We start from the raw sequence: 20,900 nt of genomic DNA, 5'->3' as shown, positions 1-20,900 counted from the left end.
GTCAGACGTGGATGTCGGCGGGGGAGGCCTCGCCCTCGTGGAAGCTCGGCTTCTTGCCGAAGACCTTCGCGATGCCGAGGACGGCGCCGACGATCACGAGACCCCAGATGAGACCGGCGATGGCGGAGATGATGGTGTCGACCACCCAGACCACGAAGCCGCCGAGGGGCTCCAGCGCGTGCTCGACCGCATGGAGCACGTCGGCCGGCGCGTGCAGCCCGACCTCGCCGAGGTTGATGAGGACGAGGTGCCCGCCGACCCAGAGCATCGCGACGGTGCCGAGCACGCTGATGAAGCGGAAGACCGCGGGCATCGACCGGACGATACGCGTGCCGGTGTGCCGCACGCGCTGCACGGGGTTCTTCGCCATCTTCAGGCCGATGTCGTCGATCTTCACCAGGAGCGCCACGGCGCCGTACACCGCGACGGTCATGACCAGCGCGATCACCGCGAGGATCGCCAGGGTGGACCAGATGCCGAGTCCCTTGTCGAGGCTGGCGAGGGAGATGAGCATGATCTCGGTCGAGAGGATGAGGTCGGTGCGGACGGCGCCGAGCACGAGCTTCCTCTCGTCGCGGGCGCCCTCGTCCGCGTGACCGTGCTGCACCCCGAACCACTCGAGCACCTTCTCCGCCCCCTCGAAGCACAGGTACGAGCCGCCGAGGATCAGCAGATAGGGCAGTACCCATGGCGCGAAGGCGGTGAGCAGCAGCGCGATGGGGATGATGATGACGAACTTGTTCACCAGCGACCCGAGGGCGATCTTGCCGACCACGGGGAGTTCGCGGGCCGGCGTGATGCCCTGCACGTACTGCGGCGTCACGGCGGCGTCGTCGATGACGACTCCCGCAGCCTTCGCCGACGCCTTCATCGCGGCGCTCAGGATGTCGTCGACGACGGCGAGCAGTCCAACGGACATGGCAGTTCCCCTCGGGTGGTGTGTGGTGCGGAGGCAACTCTATCGAGTGGGAAAACTCCCAGCCCGCTCCCAGCCCCGCGGGACCAAAAGCCGCGCCCGCGTGGTTCTCCTCTATGACGCCGCAGCCAGCGGCGTCGGACAAGGAGCCACTCATGTCGAACGACTACGGCAGGACCCCCGAGGCCGTCAGCGGTCTCACGAACCTGCAGTACGAGGTCACGCAGCAGGACGCCACCGAGCCGCCCTTCCGCAACGCCTACTGGAACACGCACGACGACGGCATCTACGTCGACGTCGTCTCCGGCCAGCCGCTGTTCTCCTCGAAGGACAAGTACGACAGCGGTACCGGCTGGCCGAGCTTCACCCGTCCGATCGATGCCGACGCCGTGACCACGAAGACAGACCGCACCCTGTGGATGACCCGCACCGAGGCGCGGTCCTCCGGAGCCGACAGCCACCTGGGACACGTCTTCGACGACGGACCCCGCGCCGAGGGCGGCCTCCGCTATTGCATGAACTCGGCGGCCCTCCGCTTCATCCCGGCGGAGGATCTCGAGAAGGAGGGGTACGGTCGCTACAGCCCCCTCTTCACCACCCACACCTCTGAGGAGCAGTCATGACCGACACCGGAACCATCACCCGCACCCCCGGGACCGAGACGGCCGTCCTCGCGGGCGGCTGCTTCTGGGGCATGGAAGACCTCATCCGCCGCCAGCCCGGCGTCATCGACACCCGCGTGGGCTACACCGGCGGCGAGAACGACCACGCGACCTACCGCAACCACCCCGGTCACGCGGAGGCCGTGGAGATCGTGTTCGACCCGAGTGCGACGACCTATCGCGACATCCTGGCGTTCTTCTTCCAGATCCACGACCCGTCGACCCTGAACCGGCAGGGCAACGACATCGGGTCGAGCTACCGGTCGGCGATCTTCCCGCTCACCCCCGAGCAGGAGCAGGTCGCCCGCGACACGATCGCCGATGTCGACGCCTCCGGCCTGTGGCCGGCGAAGGCCGTCACGACGATCGAGCCCGCCGGTCCGTTCTGGGAGGCCGAGCCCGAGCACCAGGACTACCTGATCAAGTACCCGAACGGCTACACGTGTCACTTCCCCCGCGCCGGCTGGGTCCTCTCGAAGCGCGAGGACGCCACCGCCTGACCCCGAGACCCCGCTCTCGCGCCGAGACCCCCTCCTGCACACGCGTGCGGGAGGGGGTCTCGGCGCGAAGACGGGGTCTCGGCGGGCTCAGGACTCGGCGAAGAACGCGAGCGCGGCCTCCTTGAAGTCGCGGGAGCCGGGGGCGTTGAAGTGGTGGCGGTTCGGGAGCTCGACGAAGCGGGCATCGGGAGCCGCCGCGGCCAGTGCCCGGGAGCCCTCGATGATCGCGTCCTTGGACCCCGTCGCGAACAGCAGCGGCACGACCGGGGCGTCCGCGGGATCGGGGTCGATCGTGCCGGAGCCCCGCAGCCCCTCGGCCAGCGCGACGAGCGCACGCAGATCGTTCCCGGGCACCCGCTCGGTCAGCGCGATGTAGTTCTGCGTCGTGCGGTCCTCCACCGAGGTGCCGTCCGCGATGTATGCGCGCACCTGGTCGAGGTCGAGACGCGCGAGGGGGATGCCGTCGGGAACACCGCCCAGGACCGCCCGGCCGATCCGATGCGGGAGCTCACGGGCCACTTCCCACCCCACCCGCGCGCCGAGCGAGTAGCCGAGGTAGAACGCGTCGTCGACGAGGTATGTGTCCATGACGGTCTCGACGTCGGTCACGAGGTTGCGGATGGCGTAGGCGTCGGACTCATGCGGCTTGTCGCTCTGCCCGTGGCCCCGCTGGTCGAGCGCGAGCACGCGGTACCCGGCCCTGGTCAGCTCGCGCACCCAGCCCGTCAGCACCCAGTTGTCGCGCGCGCCGGAGGCGAAGCCGTGCACGGTCACCACGACCGGGGCATCGAGCTCGCCCCACGTGTACGTCGCCAGTCGTGTGCCGTCCGCCGCGTAGACGTGCTGCGGGGCGGGCATCTCGGTGAGGTCGGAGAGGGAAACAGCCACCCCTCCATCTTGGCCCTGACGTCGACGCCGAGACCCCGGTTACACGCCGAAACCCCCTCCCCGCGGTGTCACGGGGAGGGGGTTTCGAGGAGAACCCGGGGTCTCGGGTCAGACGCGGTCGCGGAGAGCGGCGCCGAGCTCGGCGTCGACGTTCGTCCAGTACTGGAAGAAGCGCTCGCGGATGGCGTCGACCGTGATCGAACGGCCCTGACCGGTCAGCACCTCCAGGAAGCGGGCGCGCTGCGGGCCGTCGAAGACCTCGCGGTACAGCGTGCCGGCCTGACCGAAGTCGTCGTCCTCGGCGTGCAGCGTCGCGGCGGAGCGGGTGAGCTCGCCGTCCGCCGACCAGTTCACCTCGATGCCCTTGGCCGGGTCGGCCTCGGGGCCACCGGGGGTCCCGAAAGAGTTCGGCTGGTAGGTGCGGTGCGCGGCGTCGTTGTACTGGTACCGCATCGAGCCCTCGTGCTGGTAGTTGCGGGTCTCAGCGGCGTGCGGCTGGTTCACCGGCAGCTGGTTGTAGTTCGCGCCGATGCGGTGACGCTGGGCGTCCGGGTAGGCGAACATCCGGCCCATCAACATCTTGTCGGGGGAGATGCCGGTACCGGGCACCTGGTTCCCCGGCGCGAAGCCGGCCTGCTCGATCTGCGCGAAGAAGTTCTCCGGGTTGCGGTTCAGGGTCAGCGTGCCGACCTTGATGCGCGGGTAGTCCTTCTTCGAGATCGTCTTGGTGAGGTCGAACGGGTTGAAGCGGTAGTCCTTCGCCTCGTCGTACGGCATGATCTGCACGTACAGGTCCCACTTCGGGAAGTCGCCGCCGTCGATCGACTGGAACAGGTCGCGACGGTAGTGGTCCGCGTCGGAACCGGCCAGCTGCTCGGCCTCCTCCGGGCTCATCGCCTCGACGCCCTGGTGGGAGATGAAGTGGTACTTGACCCAGAACACCTCGCCCTCGGCGTTGATCCAGGAGTAGGTGTGCGAGCCGTAGCCGTTCATGTGACGCCAGCTGCGGGGGAGTCCGCGCTCGCCCATGAGGTAGGTGACCTGGTGCGCGCTCTCGGGCGAGAGGGTCCAGAAGTCCCACTGCATGTCCGCGTCGCGCAGACCGGAGTCGCCGAGGCGCTTCTGCGAGTGGATGAAGTCCGGGAACTTGATGGCGTCGCGGAGGAAGAACGTCGGGGTGTTGTTGCCGACGATGTCGAGGTTGCCCTCGGTCGTGTAGAAGCGCAGCGAGAACCCGCGCACGTCGCGCCAGGTGTCGGGCGAGCCCTGCTCACCGGCGACGGAGGAGAAGCGGAGGAGGGTCTCCGAGGTGGCGCCCGGCTGGAACACGGCCGCACGGGTGTACTTCGAGACGTCCTCGGTGACGACGAACTCGCCGAACGCGCCGCCGCCCTTGGCGTGCGGGTTGCGCTCCGGCACGCGCTCGCGGTTGAAGGAGGCGAGCTTCTCGACCAGGTAGTGGTCGTGCAGCGCGGTGGGGCCGTCGGGGCCCACGGTCAGCGAATGGGTGTCACTCGCGATCGGCGCTCCGGCCTGCGTCGTCGTGGCCGGACGGCCCGCGTCGGTGGGGTTGGTCATGGTCTTCTCCTTCTCCGCGCGGACATGCCGAACGGACCCTCGGGGAGGGGATCGGTGGATGCGCCTACGCGGCGTTCTGGCAGCTGGGGCAGAGGCCCCAGAAGGTGACTTCAGCTGTCTGCACGGTGAAGCCCCCCGTCGAGGACGGGGTGAGACACGGCGCCTCGCCGACGACGCAGTCCACGTCGCCGACTGCACCGCAGGAGGTGCAGACAATGTGGTGGTGGTTGTCGTCGATGCGCCGTTCGTACAGCGCCGCGGATCCTGCCGGTTCGATCCGGCGGATGAGGCCCGCCGTCGTCAGGTCCGCGAGGATGTTGTGCACCGACTGGATCGACGTGGTCGGAAGCACGTCGGACACGGCGCGGTAGACCCGCTCCGCATCCGTGTGGGCCATGGAGCCGAGAGCCTCGAGGACGGCGACGCGGCCCGCAGTCGCACGCAGCCCGGCGTCGCGCAACGCCGAGTCGAGTTCCGTCTCCATGCCTCCGACTCTACACGTGTTTTGAGTGATTCAAAAGAGCATGCCGGGATGCCGGGCGCGTCGCGGACTCAGACGAAGCGGACCGTCTGCTGGAGACGGGTGCGGACGTCGAACAGCTCGTTGCCCCCGATGGCCCGCGCCCCGGGGACGCCCTGCCGCAGCACCATCGCCAGCGCGCTGCGTCGGACCACCACGACCGGGACGCCGCGACTGCTGCCGAGCGGGGTGACGGCCTGGGCGAGGTCGTCGTCGGGGAGCACCACGATCGCGCCGCCGAACTTCACCTTCGCGGCCTTCGCCACCGCGCGCATCCGGGCGAGGGCCGCCGTGACCGGGGCGCGGGTGCCGAGGCTCGGACCGGTGATCTCCCCGCGGCGGAAGCCCACGACCCCGCCGAAGTCCTCGGACATGATGCCGTAGAGGCCGGAGGGACTGAGCACGACGTGGTCGAGCTTGTCCTCCGGGGTCTGCCCGGCGGCGACGTCGTGCCAGACCGTGAAGCCCATGCCGAGGTCGGAGACCGTGCGGGCCGTGGCCTCCTCCGCGAGCGCATCGGCGAGCAGCCGCCGGAGTTCGCGCGGGGCCGCACGGACCAGAGCCGGGGCGTACGGATCGGGGACCTCGACCCCGTGACCCGCCCACTCGCGGATGAGGGAGAGGTAGCGCTCTCGCCGCCAGCCGCCGGGGTGTCCGTAGGAGCGGGCGCGCGGCCGGGTGTCGGTGCGCACGGTCTGGGGGCGCCAGCCGCTCCACTCGCCGCCGTCGTCGGTCAGGCCCGCGCGGCGGTCGTACGCGGCACGGTCCTCCGCAGTACCGATGAGCTCCCAGGCGCGCTGGACCTGGATGAACACGGCCGCGTCGCCGCCGGTGTCGGGGTGGGTCTGCCGCAGCCGCAGCCGATACGCCCGCCGGAGCTCGGCGTCGTCGACGGCCGGATCCACGCCGAGGACCTCGTACGGCGAGGCCGAGAGCGGACTGTCGAACATCGCTCTCCTTCCGCGACCGCGGCGTCCAGGATATCCGGCGGACGGTGTGCGGCCGCCGGGAGCCTCAGTCCGCGACGTCGACGATCCGCTCGATCCCGGCCACCGGGGCGACGGCGCCCCCGGACGCGGCGGCGAGGTCGGCGGTCAGACGCGGCAGCGCGGCGGCGGGCACCCACAGCTCGAGGTGCGCGGAGGCCCCGTAGGTCGGAGTGCCGAGCGTGGCCCCGTGCGACGCCGCCCAGTCGCGGAGCAGGTTGTCGTAGCGGCCGGCGTCGGCGTGCGGGACCTCGACGGTCGCCTGGGTGAGCGCCTCGCGACGGACGAGTGAAGCACGATCGAGCGTCTCGGACACGGCGGTGGAGTAGGCGCGGATGAGGCGGCCCGCCCCGAGCTTCACCCCGCCGAAGTACCGGGTCACCACCGCCACGACGTCCGTGAGGCCGCGACGCCGCAGGACCTCGAGCATCGGGACGCCGGCCGTGCCGGAGGGCTCGCCGTCATCCGAGGACCGCGCCTGATCCCCGTGCAGGCCGGTCACCATCGCGGTGCAGTTGTGGTTCGCGTCCCAGGCGCGCTTCCGGATCGCCGCGATGACGGCCTCCGCCTCGGCCACCGTCGACACCGGTGCGACGTGCGTGAGGAAGCGAGACTTCCGGATGACGAGCTCGTGGTCGACGGCCGCCGCGATCGTCGCCGGGAACGGGTGCGGTGTCGACATCGGCCCCACGATACCTCCGTTCGAGTCGCCTGATTGGTCCCGAATCCGGGCCGGATGCCGCCAATCGGGCGATTCGAACCGGCTCGACCGAACGATGGAGGCGGACTGTGGCCCGGCGGACGAGAATGTCAGCATGCCGACCGGAGACACCGCCGAGCCCGACCTCCCCGGAGGGCGGACAGGAGCGCGAACGCGCTCCTGGGGGCGCCTGGTCACGTCGCTGCGGATCGGGCAGGCCGTCATCACGGTCGTGCTCACCGTCGTCGGCGTCGTCCGCTCCCTCGCCGACGGGGTCCCGGTGCCGTGGCTGGTCGCGACCGCCCTCGCCTTCCTCGGCTGGTACGGCGGCGGACTCCTGCTCTCCTCCCGGACGGACGACCGGGCGCTCGCCACCGGCTGGCTGCTGGGGCTCACGGCCATCTGGCTGGGGGCGGTGGCGCTGTCGCCGGAATTCGTCTGGCTCGCGTTCTCGCTGTGGCTGCTCGCCGGCTTCCTGTTGCGGCTGCGATGGGCCGTACCGCTGAGCCTCCTCGTCCTCGCCGTCGTGATCGTCGCGCCGCTGCTGCACACCGGAACGACCACCTACGCGAACGTCATCGGACCGCTCGTGGGCGGCATCTTCGCCCTCGGGATCTCCCGCGGCTACCTGGAACTGGTCCGCGACGGACGCGAGCGGCGGCGGCTCATCGCCTCCCTCGTCGCGACGCAGCAGGAGATGGCGGCCCTCCAGGACGAGCTCGCCCGGACCCAGCGGGAGTCCGGCGCCGCCGCCGAGCGCACCAGGGTGTCCCGCGACATCCACGACACGCTCGCCCAGAGCCTGTCGTCCATCGTCCTGCTGGCGCGGTCGGCGGCCGAGCACGAGGACGGTCGGGAGCAGGCGCTCGGGCAGATCGGGGCGCTCGCCGCGGAAGGGCTCGCCGACGCCCGCCGCATCGTGGACGACCTCATGCCCGCCGAGCTCGACGGTTCCGCGTTGAGCGACGCCCTCGCCCGGATGCTCGAGCGCCTGACCGCCGAGACCGGGATCGCGGCCACCCTCCACGCCGACGAGGAACTCCCCGCACTCGGCCTCGACGCCGAGGTCGCCCTGCTGCGGACGGCGCAGTCCGCACTCGCCAACGTGCGCAGCCATGCCGCCGCGACCCGGGTGGTGGTGACCCTCGCGGACGCCGGCGACGCCGTGCGGCTGGACGTGGTCGACGACGGCCGCGGCTTCGATCCGTCCCGGCTGGAGTCGGCGGGGCCCGGCGGCGGCTACGGTCTGCGGGCGATGCGCGCCCGACTGCGCGAGCTCGGCGGCGGTCTCGACGTGGAGAGCGCCCCCGGCGACGGCACCGCGCTCTCCGCCCACCTGCCGCTCGGAGGACGGTCGTGACCCCGGTGCGGATCCTCCTCGTCGACGATCACCCGATCGTGCGGGCCGGCGTGCGTTCGCTGTTCGACCGCCGCGACGACGCCGAGGTCGTGGGTGAGGCGGCGTCGGGGGAGGAGGCGGTCGTGCTCGCCCGGCACCTCCGTCCCGACGTCGTGCTCTGCGATCTGCGTCTGGGGGCGGGGATGGACGGCGTGCAGACGACGGCGGCGCTCCGGGCGCTCGACCCGGCGCCGGCGGTGCTCATCCTCACGACGTTCGACCGCGACGCCCAGATCCTCGGCGCGATCGAGGCGGGGGCGGCGGGGTATCTGCTCAAGGACATCGACCCGGAGGACATCGTCCGTGCCGTGCGACAGGCCGCGTCGGGCGGGCAGGCGCTGACGCCGGAGCTCACGGCGCGCGTCGGGCGGGCCCTCCGTGCCCCGCGGGTGCAGCTCACGGGGCGCGAGCTCGACGTGCTGCGGCTGCTCGACACCGGGGCCTCCAACCGGGAGATCGCGAAGGCGCTGTTCGTCACGGAGGCGACGGTGAAGACCCACCTCGTGCACGTCTTCGAGAAGCTCGGGGCCGACAGCCGCGCGAAGGCGGTCGCGATCGCCAGGGAGTCCGGTCTGCTCTGACGCCCGCGGTCTCCACCGTTCGATGGATCCGCGGCGACGGCTCCCCGGCGAGGCTGGAGGCAGACAGAAAGGACTCCCATGCGCAGGCTCTTCACCGCCGCGTTCGCCTCCATGCTGGTGGGCGTCGCCTCCGGACTCTTCTACCGCGAGTTCACCAAGATCAACGGCTTCCCCGAGGGGGCGCCGACGCAGCTCGGACTCGTGCACACGCATCTGCTCGTGCTGGGCTTCGTCGTCTTCCTCGTGGTGATGCTCTTGGAGAAGGCGTTCGCGCTCTCCGAGAGCCGCCTGTTCGGCTGGTTCTTCTGGACCTACACCGCCGGTCTCGTGCTGACCTCCGCGATGCTCGTCTGGCACGGCTGCCTCACGGTGCTCGGGCAGGAGTCCACGAAGATGATCGCCGGCATCGCGGGCGTGGGGCACATGCTGCTCGCCGCCGGCATGGTGCTGCTGTTCCTCGCGCTCCGCCCTCGTGTCTTCGCGCCGAAGGTCGCGGCCACCGGGCCCGCGACCCTCGAGTCGGTGGCCTGACGCCTCAGTCGGCCGGGATCGTGTCGTCGCGCAGGTAGGCGATGTGCGCGGCGTGACGCTCCAGGTGGTGCGGCGACTTCCGGACGAACAGCCACGCCACGATGAGGATCGCGAACCAGATCGGCGTCACGAGCAGCGCGATCAGGGTGTCCGGCTGGGTGGTCAGCGCCCAGAGGATGAACAGGAAGAACGCGAGCACGACGAACACCATGAACACGCCGCCCGGCATCTTGAACGCCGAGGTCGCCGCCTTCTCCGGACGTCGTCGCCGGTACACGAGGTAGCTGCAGAGGAAGATCGTCCACACGAACATGAAGCACACGGCCGACACGGTGGTGACCATCTCGAAGGCCGTGCCGATGTCCTTGCCCGCGTAGAGCAGCACGACGCCGGACAGCAGCAGGATGCAGGACAGGAACAGCGCGTTCTGCGGCACGCGGCGCTTGGAGAGCCGGCCGAAGAACCGGGGGGCGTCGCCGTCCTGCGCCAGGCCGAACACCATGCGCGACGTGGAGTAGATGCCGGAGTTCGCGCTGGACATCGCCGAGGTGAGCACCACGAGGTTGACGACGGTGGCGGCGATGCCGAGTCCGGCGAGGGCGAACATCGCGATGAAGGGGCTCTCACCGGCGACGTACTCGGTCCACGGCGTGACGGCCATGAGGATGATGAGCGCGCCCACGTAGAACAGCAGGACCCGGATCGGGATGGCGTTGATGGCCTTCGGGAGGTTGCGCTCCGGGTCCTTGGTCTCCGCGGCGGCGGTGCCGACGAGCTCGATCCCGACGAACGCGAACACCGCGATCTGGAAGCCGGCGACGAATCCGAGGAAGCCGTGCGGGAACATGCCGCCGTGCTCCCACAGGTTCGAGAAGCTCGCGGTGCCGGCGTCGTGGGAGAAGCCGGTGAGGATCATGACGAGACCGGTGACGATGAGCGCCACGATCGCGACGATCTTGATGAGTGCGAACCAGAACTCCATCTCGCCGAAGGCGGCGACGGTGGGCAGGTTGAGCGCCAGGAGGATCACGACCACGAGGAGACCCGGGATCCACAGCGGGACGCCGGGGATCAGGGCGTCGGTGTACCCGGCGATCGCGATCACGTCGGCCACGCCCGTGACCACCCAGCAGAACCAGTACGTCCAGCCGGTGAAGAAGCCCGCCCAGGGGCCGAGGAGGTCGCTCGCGAAGTCGCTGAACGACTTGTACTTGAGGTTCGACAGCAGCAGCTCGCCCATCGCCCGCATGACGAAGAACAGCATGAACCCGATGATCATGTAGACGAAGATCACGGAGGGGCCGGCGACCGAGATCGTCTTGCCGCTGCCCATGAACAGGCCCGTGCCGATCGCCCCGCCGATCGCGAGCAGCTGGATATGCCGATTGCTGAGCGCGCGCCGCAGGTGCTCCTCGCCTCCGGCTCCGGTCTGCCCCTGGCGGATGGCCCCCGTGTCTTGCTTCGTCACGCTCTTCTCCTCCGGTCGTCGTCGACTGATGCAGAGTAACCACCGGGATGTGCCAGGCCGAAATCGACGGGCGTGGACCGGCATTTCGGCATTCGCGTGTTCCCTTCGCCCGAAACGATTCGATAAACTAAGCGCACCCCCGATCCATCCCTCCTTCCCTGCGAGCCCCTTCCTTCATGGCCACCACCCTCACCACGGGCCGTCCGTGGCGCGTCATCCTCGCCTTCTCGATCCCGCTCCTGCTCGGCAACGTCGTGCAGCAGCTCTATCAGTTCGCCGACGCGATCGTCGTCGGACGACACCTCGGCGTCCAGTCGCTCGCCGCCGTCGGCGCGACGGGCAGCCTGCTCTTCCTCCTCCTCGGCTTCGCCTGGGGTCTGACGAGCGGTTTCGCGATCCCCATCGCCCAGGCCTTCGGTGCGCGCGACGACGCCGCCGTGCGCCGCTCGGTCGCGACGGGTGTGCTCCTCAGCGGCATCACGAGCGTGGTCCTCACGGTGGTCGCGCCGCTCATCGCGGGGCCGATCCTGACGCTGCTGCAGACGCCGCCCGAGCTCATGGCCGAGGCGACGGTGTTCACGCAGATCAGCTTCCTCGGCGCGGGCGCGACGATGTTCTTCAACTACCTCTCCGCCATCATCCGCGCCATCGGCGACTCGAAGACCCCGCTGGTGTTCCTCACGGTCTCCTGCGCGCTCAACGTCGGCCTCGTCGTGCTCATGGTCGGTCCGCTGGAGTGGGGCGTCGCCGGGGCCGCGCTCGCGACCGTCGTCGCACAGGCCGTGTCGGTGATCCTCTGCCTGGAGTTCGTGCGCCGGCGGCTGCCCATGCTGCACCTGCGTCGTTCGGACTGGCGCATCTCCCGCACGGACATCGCCGACCACCTGCGCCTCGGCCTCCCCATGGGCTTCCAGGCCTCGATCATCGCGATCGGGACCCTCACGGTGCAGGTCGCCCTCAACACGCTCGGAGCTGACGCCGTCGCCGCGTACACGACGGCGTCGCGGGTCGACAGCCTGGCGGTCGCCCTGCTCTCCTCGCTCGGGCTCGCCGTGTCGATGTACGCGGCGCAGAACCACGGCGGCCGTCGCCCCGACCGCATCCGGCGCGGCGTGGTCGAGGCCACCTGGATGGCGGTCGCCGCGGCGATCGTCCTCGGCGGGCTGCTCATCGCGTTCGGCGCGCCGATGGTCCGGCTGTTCGTCGGTGACGGTTCGGACGACGTCGTCGCCATGGCGCACCGCATGCTCATCATCAACGGCTGCGGCTACTGGGCGCTCGGCATGCTCTTCGTGCTCCGCGGCGCACTCCAGGGGCTCGGCCACACGCTGGTGCCGACCGTCACCGGCGTGATCGAGCTCGTGATGCGCGTCGTCGCCGCAGTGGTCCTCGGCGCGATGATCGGGTTCGACGGCGTGGCCCTCAGCAACCCGCTCGCCTGGGTGGGCGCGATCGTGCTCCTCGTGCCGGCCTACGTCAAGGCGCATCGCGCGCTGGCGACCCAGCCCGTGGCCCCGACCGAGGCCACCGAGACCTCCGCGATCGCGATCGTCGGCCCCACCGACGGCTCGATGGTGGTCGACGCGGTCGTCACCCGCCCGGTCCGCGTCGTGCGCCCGCGCCGGCTGCGGTGGCCGGTCCGGCGCTGATCCGCGATATCCACCGGAAGGATGACCCGGATCGGACTTGAGACGGATGGCCTTCCGGAGAGACACTTCTAATGTCGAAGGTGCGGAGGGGTTCCGCCGGACGGGGGGTCGTCATGACGACATTGGGAGTGGCCAGAGATCTGGCCGCCATTCTGGTACCGATCGGATACGTGGGTGCGGCGCTCGCCGCGGTCTGCGCGATCGTGGCCGCGATCGCGATCATCCGCGGAGCCGGGGGGCTCGCGGGAGGCGCGGTCGGACTGTGGATCGTGTGCGCGCTGATGAGCTTCACCGCGAGCTTCGCGAATCAGTGGCTTCCGCTGATCGCGGCGGGCGCGTCGCTCGGGGGCATGCTCGTGATCGGCGGGATCGTGCGCGCGATGCTCACGGCGGGCGGCTTCGAGTCGCGACGCCGGGCCGCGCGCGTGAAGCCGGCGCCGGCGACCACGACGACGGCCACGCTCAAGACCGGCTCGACCGCGACGCCCACGGCGCCGGTCGCCGTCGTCTCCTAGCGCTCAGCGGTAGTCGCGGTCGCGGTGCTGCCGCGCCTCGTCGCCCGCGGCCACGCGGGCGCTCTCGCGTGCCCGCAGCTCGACGCGGCGGATCTTCCCGGAGATCGTCTTCGGCAGCTCGGGCACGAACTCGATGATCCGCACCCACAGGTGCGAGGACAGCCGTTCGTGCGCGTAGCCGAACACGGCGCGCGCGGCGGCGGCCTCGTCCGCGCCCGCGTCCGGTGTCAGGCACACGTACGCCTTCGGCACCGCGAGGCGCGTGGGGTCGGGGCTGGGGATGACGGCCGCTTCGACGACGAGGTCGTGCTCCAGCAGCACGGACTCGAGCTCGAACGGCGAGATCTTGTAGTCGGAGGCCTTGAACACGTCGTCGGAGCGTCCGATGTAGGTCAGGTAGCCGTCGGCGTCGCGCACGGCGATGTCCCCGGTGTGGTGGAAGCCCCCGGCCCGCGACTCCGCGGTCTTCTCCGGGTCGTCGTAGTACCCCGCCATGAGGCCGAGCGGCGGCTGCGCGAGGTCGAGCGCGATCTCGCCCTCGTCCTCCACGACCTCGCCCGTCGACGGGTCGAGCAGCACGACCGGGTAGCCGGGCAGCGGACGGCCCATCGACCCGACCTTGACCGTCTGGCCAGGGGAGTTGCCGATGCAGGCCGTCATCTCGGTCTGACCGAAGCCGTCGCGGATCGTGCCGCCCCACGCCTCGCGCACCCGGTCGATGACCTCGGGGTTCAGCGGCTCGCCGGCGCCGACGAGCTCCCGCGGAGGGTGCGCGAGCCGGGAGAGGTCGGCCTGGATGAGCATGCGCCAGACCGTGGGCGGGGCGCAGAAGGTCGAGACGTGGTGGGTGTCCATGACCTCCATGAGCGTGTTCGCGTCGAAGCGGTCGTAGTTGTAGACGAGCACCGTCGCCTCGGCCAGAAAGGGGGAGTAGAAGCTCGACCAGGCGTGCTTGGCCCACCCCGGGGAGGAGATGTTGAGGTGCACGTCGTCCGGGCGCACCCCGAGCCACCACATCGTGGAGAGGTGGCCGACGGGGTACGAGACGTGGGTGTGCTGGACGAGCTTCGGGCGGTTCGTCGTGCCCGACGTGAAATACAGCAGGGCCGTGTCGCCGGCCGGCGTCGGGCCGTCCGGGACGAACGCCGTCGTGGTGGCATCGGCGTCCGTGAACCGCTTCCAGTCCGCAGGCAGCGATGCGCCGACGCCGATGCGCAGGACCGCGGGGTCGATCCCTTCGAGGCGGTCGGCCAGGGCGCCGAGGGTGACGACGGCGCCGGCGCGGCCGTGCTCGATGCGGTACGCGAGGTCGGAGGCCGACAGCAGCGTCGAGGTCGGGATCGACACCGCGCCCAACTTCGTGATCGCGAGCATCACCTCCCACAGCTCGATCGTGTTGTTGAGCATGACGATCACGTGGTCGCCCCGGCTGATGCCGAGGCTGCGGAGCCAGGCGGCGACCTGATCGGAGCGCGCGGAGAGCTCCCCGTACGTCCAGGACCGGAGGCTGAGGTCGGCCTCGACGATCTGCACGGCCGGACGATCGGGGTTCTCGCCGGCGATGACGTCGAACCACTCGAGCGCGAAGTTGAAGGCGGTCAGGTCGGGCCAGGCGAACTCGCGGCGCGCGGCGTCGTAGTCCGTGGCGTGCGTGAAGAGAAGGTCCCTCATCCCGCGGATCGCTTCGGTGGCGGGGGTGGCACGACGGCTCATGGTGCTCCTTTGCAACGGCGTCCCTCCATCCTGCCCCTTCGTTCAGCGGGGGAGGAAACCCGTGCCGTCGCGGAGCTCGAACACGAGCTGGGTCTCGGTGCCGCGGACGACGGGGTGCACGGTGATGTGCTCGAGCACGATGTCGCGCAGGGCGGTCGCATCCTGCACGGCCACGTGCACCAGGAAGTCGTCCACCCCGGCGACATGGAACACCTGGAGCACCCGGGGGATCGCGACGAGCGCGTCGAAGAGTGCCGTGACCTTGGGGCCGGTGTGGTGAGCGAGCCGGACCTTGATGATCGCCTGCAGCGGGTAGCCGAGAGCCGACCCGTCGAGGCGGACGCGCGTATCGCGGATCACTCCCCGGTCTCGGAGCGCGCGGATGCGGTGTGCGCATGTGGACTCCGCGAGCCCGAGGCGGTGGGCCAGAGCCTTGTTGGTCACGGCCGCATCGCGGCTCAGGGCGGCGAGCAGCTCCAGGTCGATCTCGTCGAGTTGCGCTTTCGCCAAAGTGCCCTCCTCGGTACGACCGGATGTTGCACAGAATAGCGAGAATCCCGGCTTCGGCGAGCTGTTCTGTCGAAGATCAGCGAGAACGCCGTGATTCGGTCACCGTGGAGGGATGACCGCACCGCTGCATCCCGACACCGTCGCCGTCCATAGCGGCCGAGCCGACCTCGAGGCGCTCGGGGTCCACGCCCTGCCGATCGACCTCTCCACGACCAACCCGCTGCCGGACGTCGAGCGCGGCGGGGACTCGTACGAGGCGATGGCCACGGGGGGTCGTCCGCCGCAGGACGGCAGCATGGTCTACGCCCGCCTCTGGAACCCGACGGTCGCGCGCTTCGAGGACGCCCTCGCCGAGCTGGAGCACGCTGAAGCCGCCGTCGCCTTCGGCTCCGGGATGGCGGCCATGACCGCCGTGATCCTCGCGCACACCGGTGCCACGGGGGCGCGGCACGTCGTCGCGGTGCGTCCGCTCTACGGAGGGACCGACCACCTGCTGGGGTCGGGTCTGCTCGGTGTGGAGACGACGTACTGCCGTCCCGACGAGGTCGCCGCCGCACTGCGCGCCGACACCGGACTCGTCGTCGTGGAGACGCCGGCGAACCCGACCCTCGAGGTCGCGGACATCGCCGAGATCGTGCGGCAGGCCGGGAGCGTGCCGGTGGTGGTCGACAACACGTTCGCGACCCCCGTGCTGCAGAACCCGATCGACCACGGCGCGGCGATGTCGTTGCACAGCGCCACCAAATACCTCGGCGGCCACGGTGATGTCATCGCCGGCGTCGTCGCCTGTGACGAGAGGACCGCGGAGGCGCTGCGTCGCGTGCGTGCGGTGACCGGGGGGCTCCTGCACCCGCTCGGCGCGTACCTGCTGCACCGCGGTCTCACGACCCTGCCGGTCCGCGTGCGGCACCAGCAGGAGAGTGCTCGTCGCATCGTGCAGTGGCTGGTCGATCGACCCGAGGTCGCCGAGGTCTTCTATCCGGGGCTCGACGGGGATCCGTGGGGCATCCTGGAACGGCAGCTCCGCGGGCCGGGGGCGATGATCGCCCTGCGGCTGCGAGGCGGTTATGCGGCGGCCGCGGCGGTGGCCGGGGCGACCCGCCTCTTCACGCATGCGGTGTCACTGGGCGGCGTGGACTCCCTCATCCAGCATCCTGCCGCGCTCACGCACCGCCCGGTCCCCGCGGAGGCGCGTCCCGCCGCCGACGTCCTTCGCCTGTCCATCGGCCTCGAGAACGTCGATGATCTCCTCGCCGACCTCGCGAACGCCTTCGCCACTCTCGCCGACCCACCCCTTTCCGTGCCACCCACCCCGGAAAGTGCGTCACATATGGGGGTGGCTCGCACATAAGGGGCCGGGTCGGCGATTGTGTGAGGACGACAAGAAACTGAGTCTCGACTGAGGTGGGACTTGGTACCTGACGGCAAAACCGGGGGGTCGCGGAGAGGGCGGGCCTACAGTCGCGGGTGGCAACGACGCCACTGACCTCGGGAGTCCTCAATGACGAGTGAAAAGACCCACGCGCACGGCCTCGGCATGCGCATCGCCGTGATCGTCCTCAGCCTTTTGCTGGCGGCGATGGTGCTGCTGTTCTTCGCCACGATGAGCAAGGTCTCCGCTGGGGCCGCGGAGCTCGCGGACGGCACGACCACCGCGCGGGGCGGATCCGCGGACCTCGCCGCCGGTGCCTCCGACCTCGCCGCGGGAGCCGACGACCTGGCCGCGGGCACGCAGGATCTCGCGGCAGGCACGGCGACGGCGCAGCAGGGCTCCGAGAAGCTGAGCGACGGGGCGACGACGGCCGCCGCGGGCGCCACGACGCTCGCCGAGGGCGCCGGAACCCTTGCGGCGGGAGCCGCCACCGCTCTCGACGGTGCAGGACGAGTGAGCGGCGGAGCGCAGACGGCGCTCGCCGGGTCGCAGGAGCTCGCGGCGAAGATGGCGGCGGCGGATGCCGGGGCCCGAGAGCTCGTCGCGGGAGCGACCACGCTCGCCGCGGGCGTCGACGGCGCGCACCGGTACGCGAACGGCGTGCTCGAGGGCGCGACGACTCTGAGCACCACGCTGCGCGCCGGAGTGAGCGCCGACGTGCAGAAGCTCGCCCATCCGGACACGCAGACGCTGCTGACGGGCGTCGCCACGAGCGCTCCCGGCAATGCGCGGACGCTCGCCGCCGGTCTGCAAGGTCTCCTCGCCGCACACCCTGATGACGTGCAGCTCCAGCAGCTCGCGACGCTCGCCGCCGGTGTCGAGAAGCAGGTCGGCGCGCTGGCCGCCCCCGCCGCGGCTGCTCCGGGCCTCGCACAGGGACTCATCGGCGCCGCCGACGGCTCCGCTCGCGTCACGGCAGGCGTCGGCGCGCTCATCAACGGCGACCCCTCGAAGGGGTGGCCGGGGACCGTGGTGCTGGTCTCCCCGAAGGGCGCTCCCGCCCTGGTCGCCGGAACGCAGACACTGCAAGACGGCACCTCCCGGCTCGCGGCAGGTGCGGCGGATCTCTCGTCCGGGCTGCAGACCCTCTCGACCGGGGCGTCGTCGCTGTACTCCGGCACCGCGGAGCTCAGCGCCGGCGCGGCGCGGCTCGACGACGGCGCCGGGTCTCTGGCCGCGGGCGTCGGCGCGCTGCAGTCGGGTGCCGGTGACCTCCGGTCCGGGATGAGCGAACTCCGCACCGGCGCCGACGCGGTGGCCGAGGGCTCCGGGGCCCTTGCGAGCGGAGGCGCGAGGCTCGACGCCGGTGCCGCCGACCTCGCGGCCGGAAACGGACGTATCGCCGACGGTTCGGGCACCCTCGCGACGGCCACGGCGGGCGCCGCGCCCTCTCTGCTCCCGTGGATCCTCGGGATCGGCCTGATCGGCCTGATCGCGATCGGGTTCTGGATCGGCCACCGCGTCGCCCACCGCTGATCGTCGACCCGCCCCCTTCCGCGCGACCCACCCCCGTAAGTGACGCACTTTCGGGGGTGGGTCGACCGCAGGGGGGTGGGTCGGCGAGCGCGGGTCAGCGCTTCGGGAGGGGGATCGTGCCGGTGGCGATTCGCTCGGTGGGCATGCGGTCGCGATCGTAGGTGATCTCGTCGTAACCGTGCGGGGTCGGCAGGCCGTCCTCACCGATGCTGACGAACACGATCTCGTCGATGGTGAGGATGCGCTTGCGGGTGATCATGTTGCGCGCGACGGCCCGCATCGTGAGCGACGTCGTACCGAAGCGGGTGGCCTGCAGCCCGATCTCGATGAGGTCGCCCTGCACCGCCGACGCCTCGAACGTGATGGCGGAGATGTGCCGGGTGACGACGCGGTAGTTGCCGAGCTGCACGATCGCGTAGATCGCGGCCTCCTCGTCGATCCACTTCAGCAGGCTCCCGCCGAACAGCGTGCCGTTCGCGTTGAGGTCTTCCGGGCGCACCCACTTGCGGGTGCGGAAGTTCAGGCCGTCCTCGGACTGCCATGCCGGTGCTTTCTGTTTCGCCATGCCCCGAGGCTAGGCGGCTCGTGCGTCGGCGGTGTTACGCCGGGTTTTCGGACGGGTGCACGCGCCGCCGCTCACAGCGGATCTGCTCCGGGCGGATTCGCGCCCGCGGTCATGACCGGAGCCGGATGCTGGGGACATGAGCGAAGACACCCCTCTCCCGCAGTTCGGCCCCGAGGCCCGGCGCGCCCTGTTCCACGAACGGGTGCTCGTCCTCGACGGCGCCCTCGACGACGACAACGGCACCCTCCTGATGACCCAGCTCCTCGGCCTCGCCGCGGAGGACCCGACGACCGACATCGCCCTCTGGATCCACTCGCCGGGCGGCTCTGTGCCGTCGATGCTGGCGATCCGCGACCTCATGCACCTCATCCCCAACGACGTTTCCACCCTCGCCCTCGGCCTCGCCTGCAGCGCGGGACAGTTCCTGCTCTCCGCGGGGACGAAGGGCAAGCGGCGCGCTCTCCCGCACGCCCGGATCCTCATGCACCAGGGCTCGGCGGGGATCGGCGGATCGGCGGTGGAGATCGAGGCGCAGGCCGACGACCTCCGGCACATGCGCGACACCGTCCTCGGCCTCATCGCCGACGACACCGGCCAGCCCCTCGCGCGGATCTTCGAGGACTCCCTCCACGATCGCTGGTACACCGCGGCCGAGGCGCAGGGCTACGGGTTCATCGACGAGATCGTGCGGTCCGCGGCGGAGATCATGCCCCGCCGTCGGGCGCGGGTGGGACTGGGGGCGGACGTATGAGCAGCTACACGATCCCCCACGTCATCGCGCAGCATCCGCGGGGTGAGCGCGTCATGGACGTCTACTCGCATCTGCTCGCCGAGCGCGTCATCTATCTCGGCACCGGGATCGACGCGGGGGTGGCCAACGCCGTCATCGCGCAGCTCCTGCACCTCGACGCGGACAGCCCGGAGACCGCCGTGCAGTTCTACATCAACAGCGAGGGTGGGGATCCCGGTGCCGCGCTGGCGATCTACGACACCATGCAGCACATCCGCCCGCGGATCGCGACGACCTGCGTCGGGCAGGCCATCGGTCCGGCGGCGCTGCTCGTCGCGGCGGGGGCGCCGGGGGAGCGAGCGGCCCTCGCCCACGCGCGCATCGTGCTGCATCAGCCGGCCGGGCAGTCACGCGGAGCCATCCCGGACCTCATCCTTGCGGCCGAGGAGGTCGTGCGGGTGCGGGCCGACATGGAGTCGATCCTGGCCCGGCACAGCGGTCGCGCGCTCGCGGAGCTCCGCGTCGACACCGACCGGGACCGGGTCTTCACCGCCGCCGCCGCTCTCGAGTACGGCCTCATCGACACCGTGCTCGGTCCCCGTGATCCGGATGCACGATGAGGTGACGGGTGTACGACGGATTCCCGAGATCCGTCGTGCACCCGGACTCCGGTCGTGCAGGTGAAAGGGGTCAGGCGGCCAGAGCGAAGGCGCCGCGGGAGGTCGAGACCGCCGCCGCGGCAGGGGTGGCCTGACGAAGCTCCTCGGCGACCGCGCTCGTGAGCTCCACGAGGGAGGAGTCCAGCGCGCCGGCGATCGCGGCGATCATCTCGCTGGACGGCTCCTTCCGGCCGCGCTCGACCTCGGAGAGGTACTGCGGCGAGACCCCGGCCTTCTCCGCGGTCTCGCTGAGTGTCTCCCCGCGGTCATGGCGTCGCCGTCGCAGCTGATCGCCGAGCATCTCGCGCCACAGCGGTTCGGGTCCGTTGGACGGCGGACGGACGGGATGCGGGGCGCGGGGGAACGGGACGATGTCGGCCATGCCTCACGATAAGCCGCCGCCCGCGGGGCGATCGAGACGTTCTGCTCAGAGCAGAACGCGGCTCAGAGCGCGGCCGTGACTCCCGGCAGCAGCGCCCCCAGGATGTCCTGCAGCCGCTGCCGATCCTCCGCGGACAGCGGGTCGAGGATGAGCTCGCGGATCTGGGCCACGTGGACCGGTGCGGCCGCGCGGAGCATGTCCCGTCCGGCCGGGGTCAGCGTCGCGGAGAGGGTGCGCTTGTCCGTGCTGCACGAGGTCCGTTCCACCCACCCGCGCTCCTCCAGCGAGTCCAGGGCGTGGCTCAGGCGCGACCGGCTGAGTCCGGCGATGCGCGCGAGCTCGGTCATGGTGACGGCGTCCTCACCCTGGCCGGCGAGGGTGACGAGGATCGCGTAGCGGGCGTGGTTGAGCCCGACCTCGTCCTTCAGCGCCCGGTCGAGGACCTGCGGCAGCAGTTGGACGAACCGGATGATCGGCAGCCAGGTCGCGAGCTCGCCGTCGTCGAGCCGCCGCGGGTGCCGCGCCTCGTTCATGTCGTGC

23 protein-coding genes are annotated in these 20,900 nt (G+C 70.8%); 11 read left to right on the top strand and 12 right to left on the bottom strand.

Annotated elements, in window-relative coordinates:
* Position 1: 1 nt before the first annotated feature.
* Positions 2-919, bottom strand: a complete 918-nt coding sequence (locus M4D53_RS06025) for a DUF808 domain-containing protein (protein ID WP_187662724.1) — start codon at positions 917-919, stop codon at positions 2-4.
* A gap of 152 nt (positions 920-1,071) precedes the next feature.
* Between M4D53_RS06025 and msrB the strand changes: the two genes are divergently transcribed.
* Positions 1,072-1,539, top strand: coding sequence for a peptide-methionine (R)-S-oxide reductase MsrB (gene msrB, locus M4D53_RS06020; RefSeq protein ID WP_259952665.1), 468 nt, complete (start codon positions 1,072-1,074; stop codon positions 1,537-1,539).
* Positions 1,536-2,078 carry a peptide-methionine (S)-S-oxide reductase MsrA gene (msrA, locus tag M4D53_RS06015; RefSeq protein WP_259952664.1) on the top strand — a complete coding sequence of 181 codons (543 nt, stop codon included), beginning with the start codon at positions 1,536-1,538 and terminating at the stop codon, positions 2,076-2,078. Before msrB ends, msrA begins: the two co-directional genes overlap by 4 nt.
* 87 nt (positions 2,079-2,165) lie before the next feature.
* Here the strand turns inward: msrA and M4D53_RS06010 are convergent, their stop codons facing one another.
* The 5 genes from M4D53_RS06010 to M4D53_RS05990 form a co-directional block, all read right to left on the bottom strand.
* Positions 2,166-2,966, bottom strand: a complete 801-nt coding sequence (locus M4D53_RS06010) for an alpha/beta fold hydrolase (RefSeq protein WP_259952660.1) — start codon at positions 2,964-2,966, stop codon at positions 2,166-2,168.
* Between the two features lie 108 nt (positions 2,967-3,074).
* A complete protein-coding gene (locus tag M4D53_RS06005; RefSeq protein ID WP_136052327.1) occupies positions 3,075-4,544 on the bottom strand; it encodes a catalase in 1,470 nt (489 codons plus the stop codon).
* Positions 4,545-4,608: 64 nt separating this feature from the next.
* The gene (locus tag M4D53_RS06000) at positions 4,609-5,028 is read right to left on the bottom strand and encodes a Fur family transcriptional regulator (protein ID WP_187662721.1); all 420 of its coding nucleotides are present in this window, start codon (positions 5,026-5,028) and stop codon (positions 4,609-4,611) included.
* Positions 5,029-5,096: 68 nt separating this feature from the next.
* Positions 5,097-6,014, bottom strand: coding sequence for a J domain-containing protein (locus M4D53_RS05995; RefSeq protein ID WP_187662720.1), 918 nt, complete (start codon positions 6,012-6,014; stop codon positions 5,097-5,099).
* 64 nt (positions 6,015-6,078) lie between these two features.
* Positions 6,079-6,732 carry an IMPACT family protein gene (locus tag M4D53_RS05990; protein ID WP_259952657.1) on the bottom strand — a complete coding sequence of 218 codons (654 nt, stop codon included), beginning with the start codon at positions 6,730-6,732 and terminating at the stop codon, positions 6,079-6,081.
* A 133-nt stretch (positions 6,733-6,865) separates the two neighbouring features.
* Here M4D53_RS05990 and M4D53_RS05985 point away from each other — a divergent pair, with 133 nt between their 5' ends.
* The 3 genes from M4D53_RS05985 to M4D53_RS05975 all read left to right on the top strand — a co-directional run bounded on the left by M4D53_RS05985 (position 6,866) and on the right by M4D53_RS05975 (position 9,261).
* On the top strand, positions 6,866-8,110 hold the full coding sequence (locus M4D53_RS05985) for a sensor histidine kinase (RefSeq protein ID WP_259952655.1): 1,245 nt from the start codon (positions 6,866-6,868) through the stop codon (positions 8,108-8,110).
* Entirely contained in the window at positions 8,107-8,730 is a 624-nt protein-coding gene (locus M4D53_RS05980; RefSeq protein ID WP_025102775.1) for a response regulator, read from the top strand. The genes M4D53_RS05985 and M4D53_RS05980 overlap by 4 nt, the downstream gene beginning before the upstream one ends.
* 78 nt (positions 8,731-8,808) lie before the next feature.
* On the top strand, positions 8,809-9,261 hold the full coding sequence (locus M4D53_RS05975) for a DUF2871 domain-containing protein (protein WP_259952648.1): 453 nt from the start codon (positions 8,809-8,811) through the stop codon (positions 9,259-9,261).
* 4 nt (positions 9,262-9,265) lie between these two features.
* On the opposite strand, the gene cycA is transcribed toward M4D53_RS05975, so the two are convergent.
* On the bottom strand, positions 9,266-10,729 hold the full coding sequence (gene cycA, locus M4D53_RS05970; protein WP_259952645.1) for a D-serine/D-alanine/glycine transporter: 1,464 nt from the start codon (positions 10,727-10,729) through the stop codon (positions 9,266-9,268).
* 176 nt (positions 10,730-10,905) lie between these two features.
* Between cycA and M4D53_RS05965 the strand changes: the two genes are divergently transcribed.
* Complete coding sequence (locus tag M4D53_RS05965; protein ID WP_259952644.1) at positions 10,906-12,378, top strand: MATE family efflux transporter; 1,473 nt, start codon at positions 10,906-10,908, stop codon at positions 12,376-12,378.
* 113 nt (positions 12,379-12,491) lie between these two features.
* Positions 12,492-12,893 (top strand): hypothetical protein, encoded by a 402-nt coding sequence (locus M4D53_RS05960; RefSeq protein ID WP_187662715.1) that lies wholly within the window; start codon positions 12,492-12,494, stop codon positions 12,891-12,893.
* A gap of 3 nt (positions 12,894-12,896) precedes the next feature.
* On the opposite strand, the gene M4D53_RS05955 is transcribed toward M4D53_RS05960, so the two are convergent.
* Together M4D53_RS05955 and M4D53_RS05950 are read right to left on the bottom strand one after the other, a co-directional pair.
* Positions 12,897-14,606 carry an AMP-binding protein gene (locus M4D53_RS05955; RefSeq protein WP_259952643.1) on the bottom strand — a complete coding sequence of 570 codons (1,710 nt, stop codon included), beginning with the start codon at positions 14,604-14,606 and terminating at the stop codon, positions 12,897-12,899.
* 42 nt (positions 14,607-14,648) lie between these two features.
* Positions 14,649-15,116 (bottom strand): Lrp/AsnC family transcriptional regulator, encoded by a 468-nt coding sequence (locus M4D53_RS05950; RefSeq protein WP_259952642.1) that lies wholly within the window; start codon positions 15,114-15,116, stop codon positions 14,649-14,651.
* Positions 15,117-15,228: 112 nt separating this feature from the next.
* Between M4D53_RS05950 and M4D53_RS05945 the strand changes: the two genes are divergently transcribed.
* Together M4D53_RS05945 and M4D53_RS05940 are read left to right on the top strand one after the other, a co-directional pair.
* Positions 15,229-16,467, top strand: coding sequence for a trans-sulfuration enzyme family protein (locus M4D53_RS05945; RefSeq protein ID WP_187662712.1), 1,239 nt, complete (start codon positions 15,229-15,231; stop codon positions 16,465-16,467).
* Between the two features lie 150 nt (positions 16,468-16,617).
* Complete coding sequence (locus M4D53_RS05940; protein WP_259952640.1) at positions 16,618-18,024, top strand: hypothetical protein; 1,407 nt, start codon at positions 16,618-16,620, stop codon at positions 18,022-18,024.
* Positions 18,025-18,118: 94 nt separating this feature from the next.
* Here the strand turns inward: M4D53_RS05940 and M4D53_RS05935 are convergent, their stop codons facing one another.
* The gene (locus M4D53_RS05935) at positions 18,119-18,589 is read right to left on the bottom strand and encodes an acyl-CoA thioesterase (protein WP_081811533.1); all 471 of its coding nucleotides are present in this window, start codon (positions 18,587-18,589) and stop codon (positions 18,119-18,121) included.
* Positions 18,590-18,725: 136 nt separating this feature from the next.
* On the opposite strand from M4D53_RS05935, the gene M4D53_RS05930 reads away from it, so the two are divergent.
* Both M4D53_RS05930 and M4D53_RS05925 read left to right on the top strand, forming a co-directional pair.
* Complete coding sequence (locus M4D53_RS05930) at positions 18,726-19,340, top strand: ClpP family protease (protein WP_187662710.1); 615 nt, start codon at positions 18,726-18,728, stop codon at positions 19,338-19,340.
* On the top strand, positions 19,337-19,939 hold the full coding sequence (locus tag M4D53_RS05925) for a ClpP family protease (RefSeq protein ID WP_259952638.1): 603 nt from the start codon (positions 19,337-19,339) through the stop codon (positions 19,937-19,939). The genes M4D53_RS05930 and M4D53_RS05925 overlap by 4 nt, the downstream gene beginning before the upstream one ends.
* A 70-nt stretch (positions 19,940-20,009) precedes the next feature.
* On the opposite strand, the gene M4D53_RS05920 is transcribed toward M4D53_RS05925, so the two are convergent.
* Positions 20,010-20,360 carry a helix-turn-helix domain-containing protein gene (locus M4D53_RS05920; RefSeq protein ID WP_187662708.1) on the bottom strand — a complete coding sequence of 117 codons (351 nt, stop codon included), beginning with the start codon at positions 20,358-20,360 and terminating at the stop codon, positions 20,010-20,012.
* 62 nt (positions 20,361-20,422) lie between these two features.
* Positions 20,423-20,893 (bottom strand): MarR family winged helix-turn-helix transcriptional regulator, encoded by a 471-nt coding sequence (locus M4D53_RS05915; protein ID WP_187662707.1) that lies wholly within the window; start codon positions 20,891-20,893, stop codon positions 20,423-20,425.
* Between the last annotated feature and the right edge of the window lie 7 nt (positions 20,894-20,900).

It is taken from the genome of Microbacterium meiriae, assembly GCF_025143875.1.
GTDB lineage: Bacteria > Actinomycetota > Actinomycetes > Actinomycetales > Microbacteriaceae > Microbacterium > Microbacterium meiriae.
The sequence above is the reverse complement of the archived record's forward strand: the minus strand, read 5'-3'. Positions and strand labels throughout refer to the sequence as shown.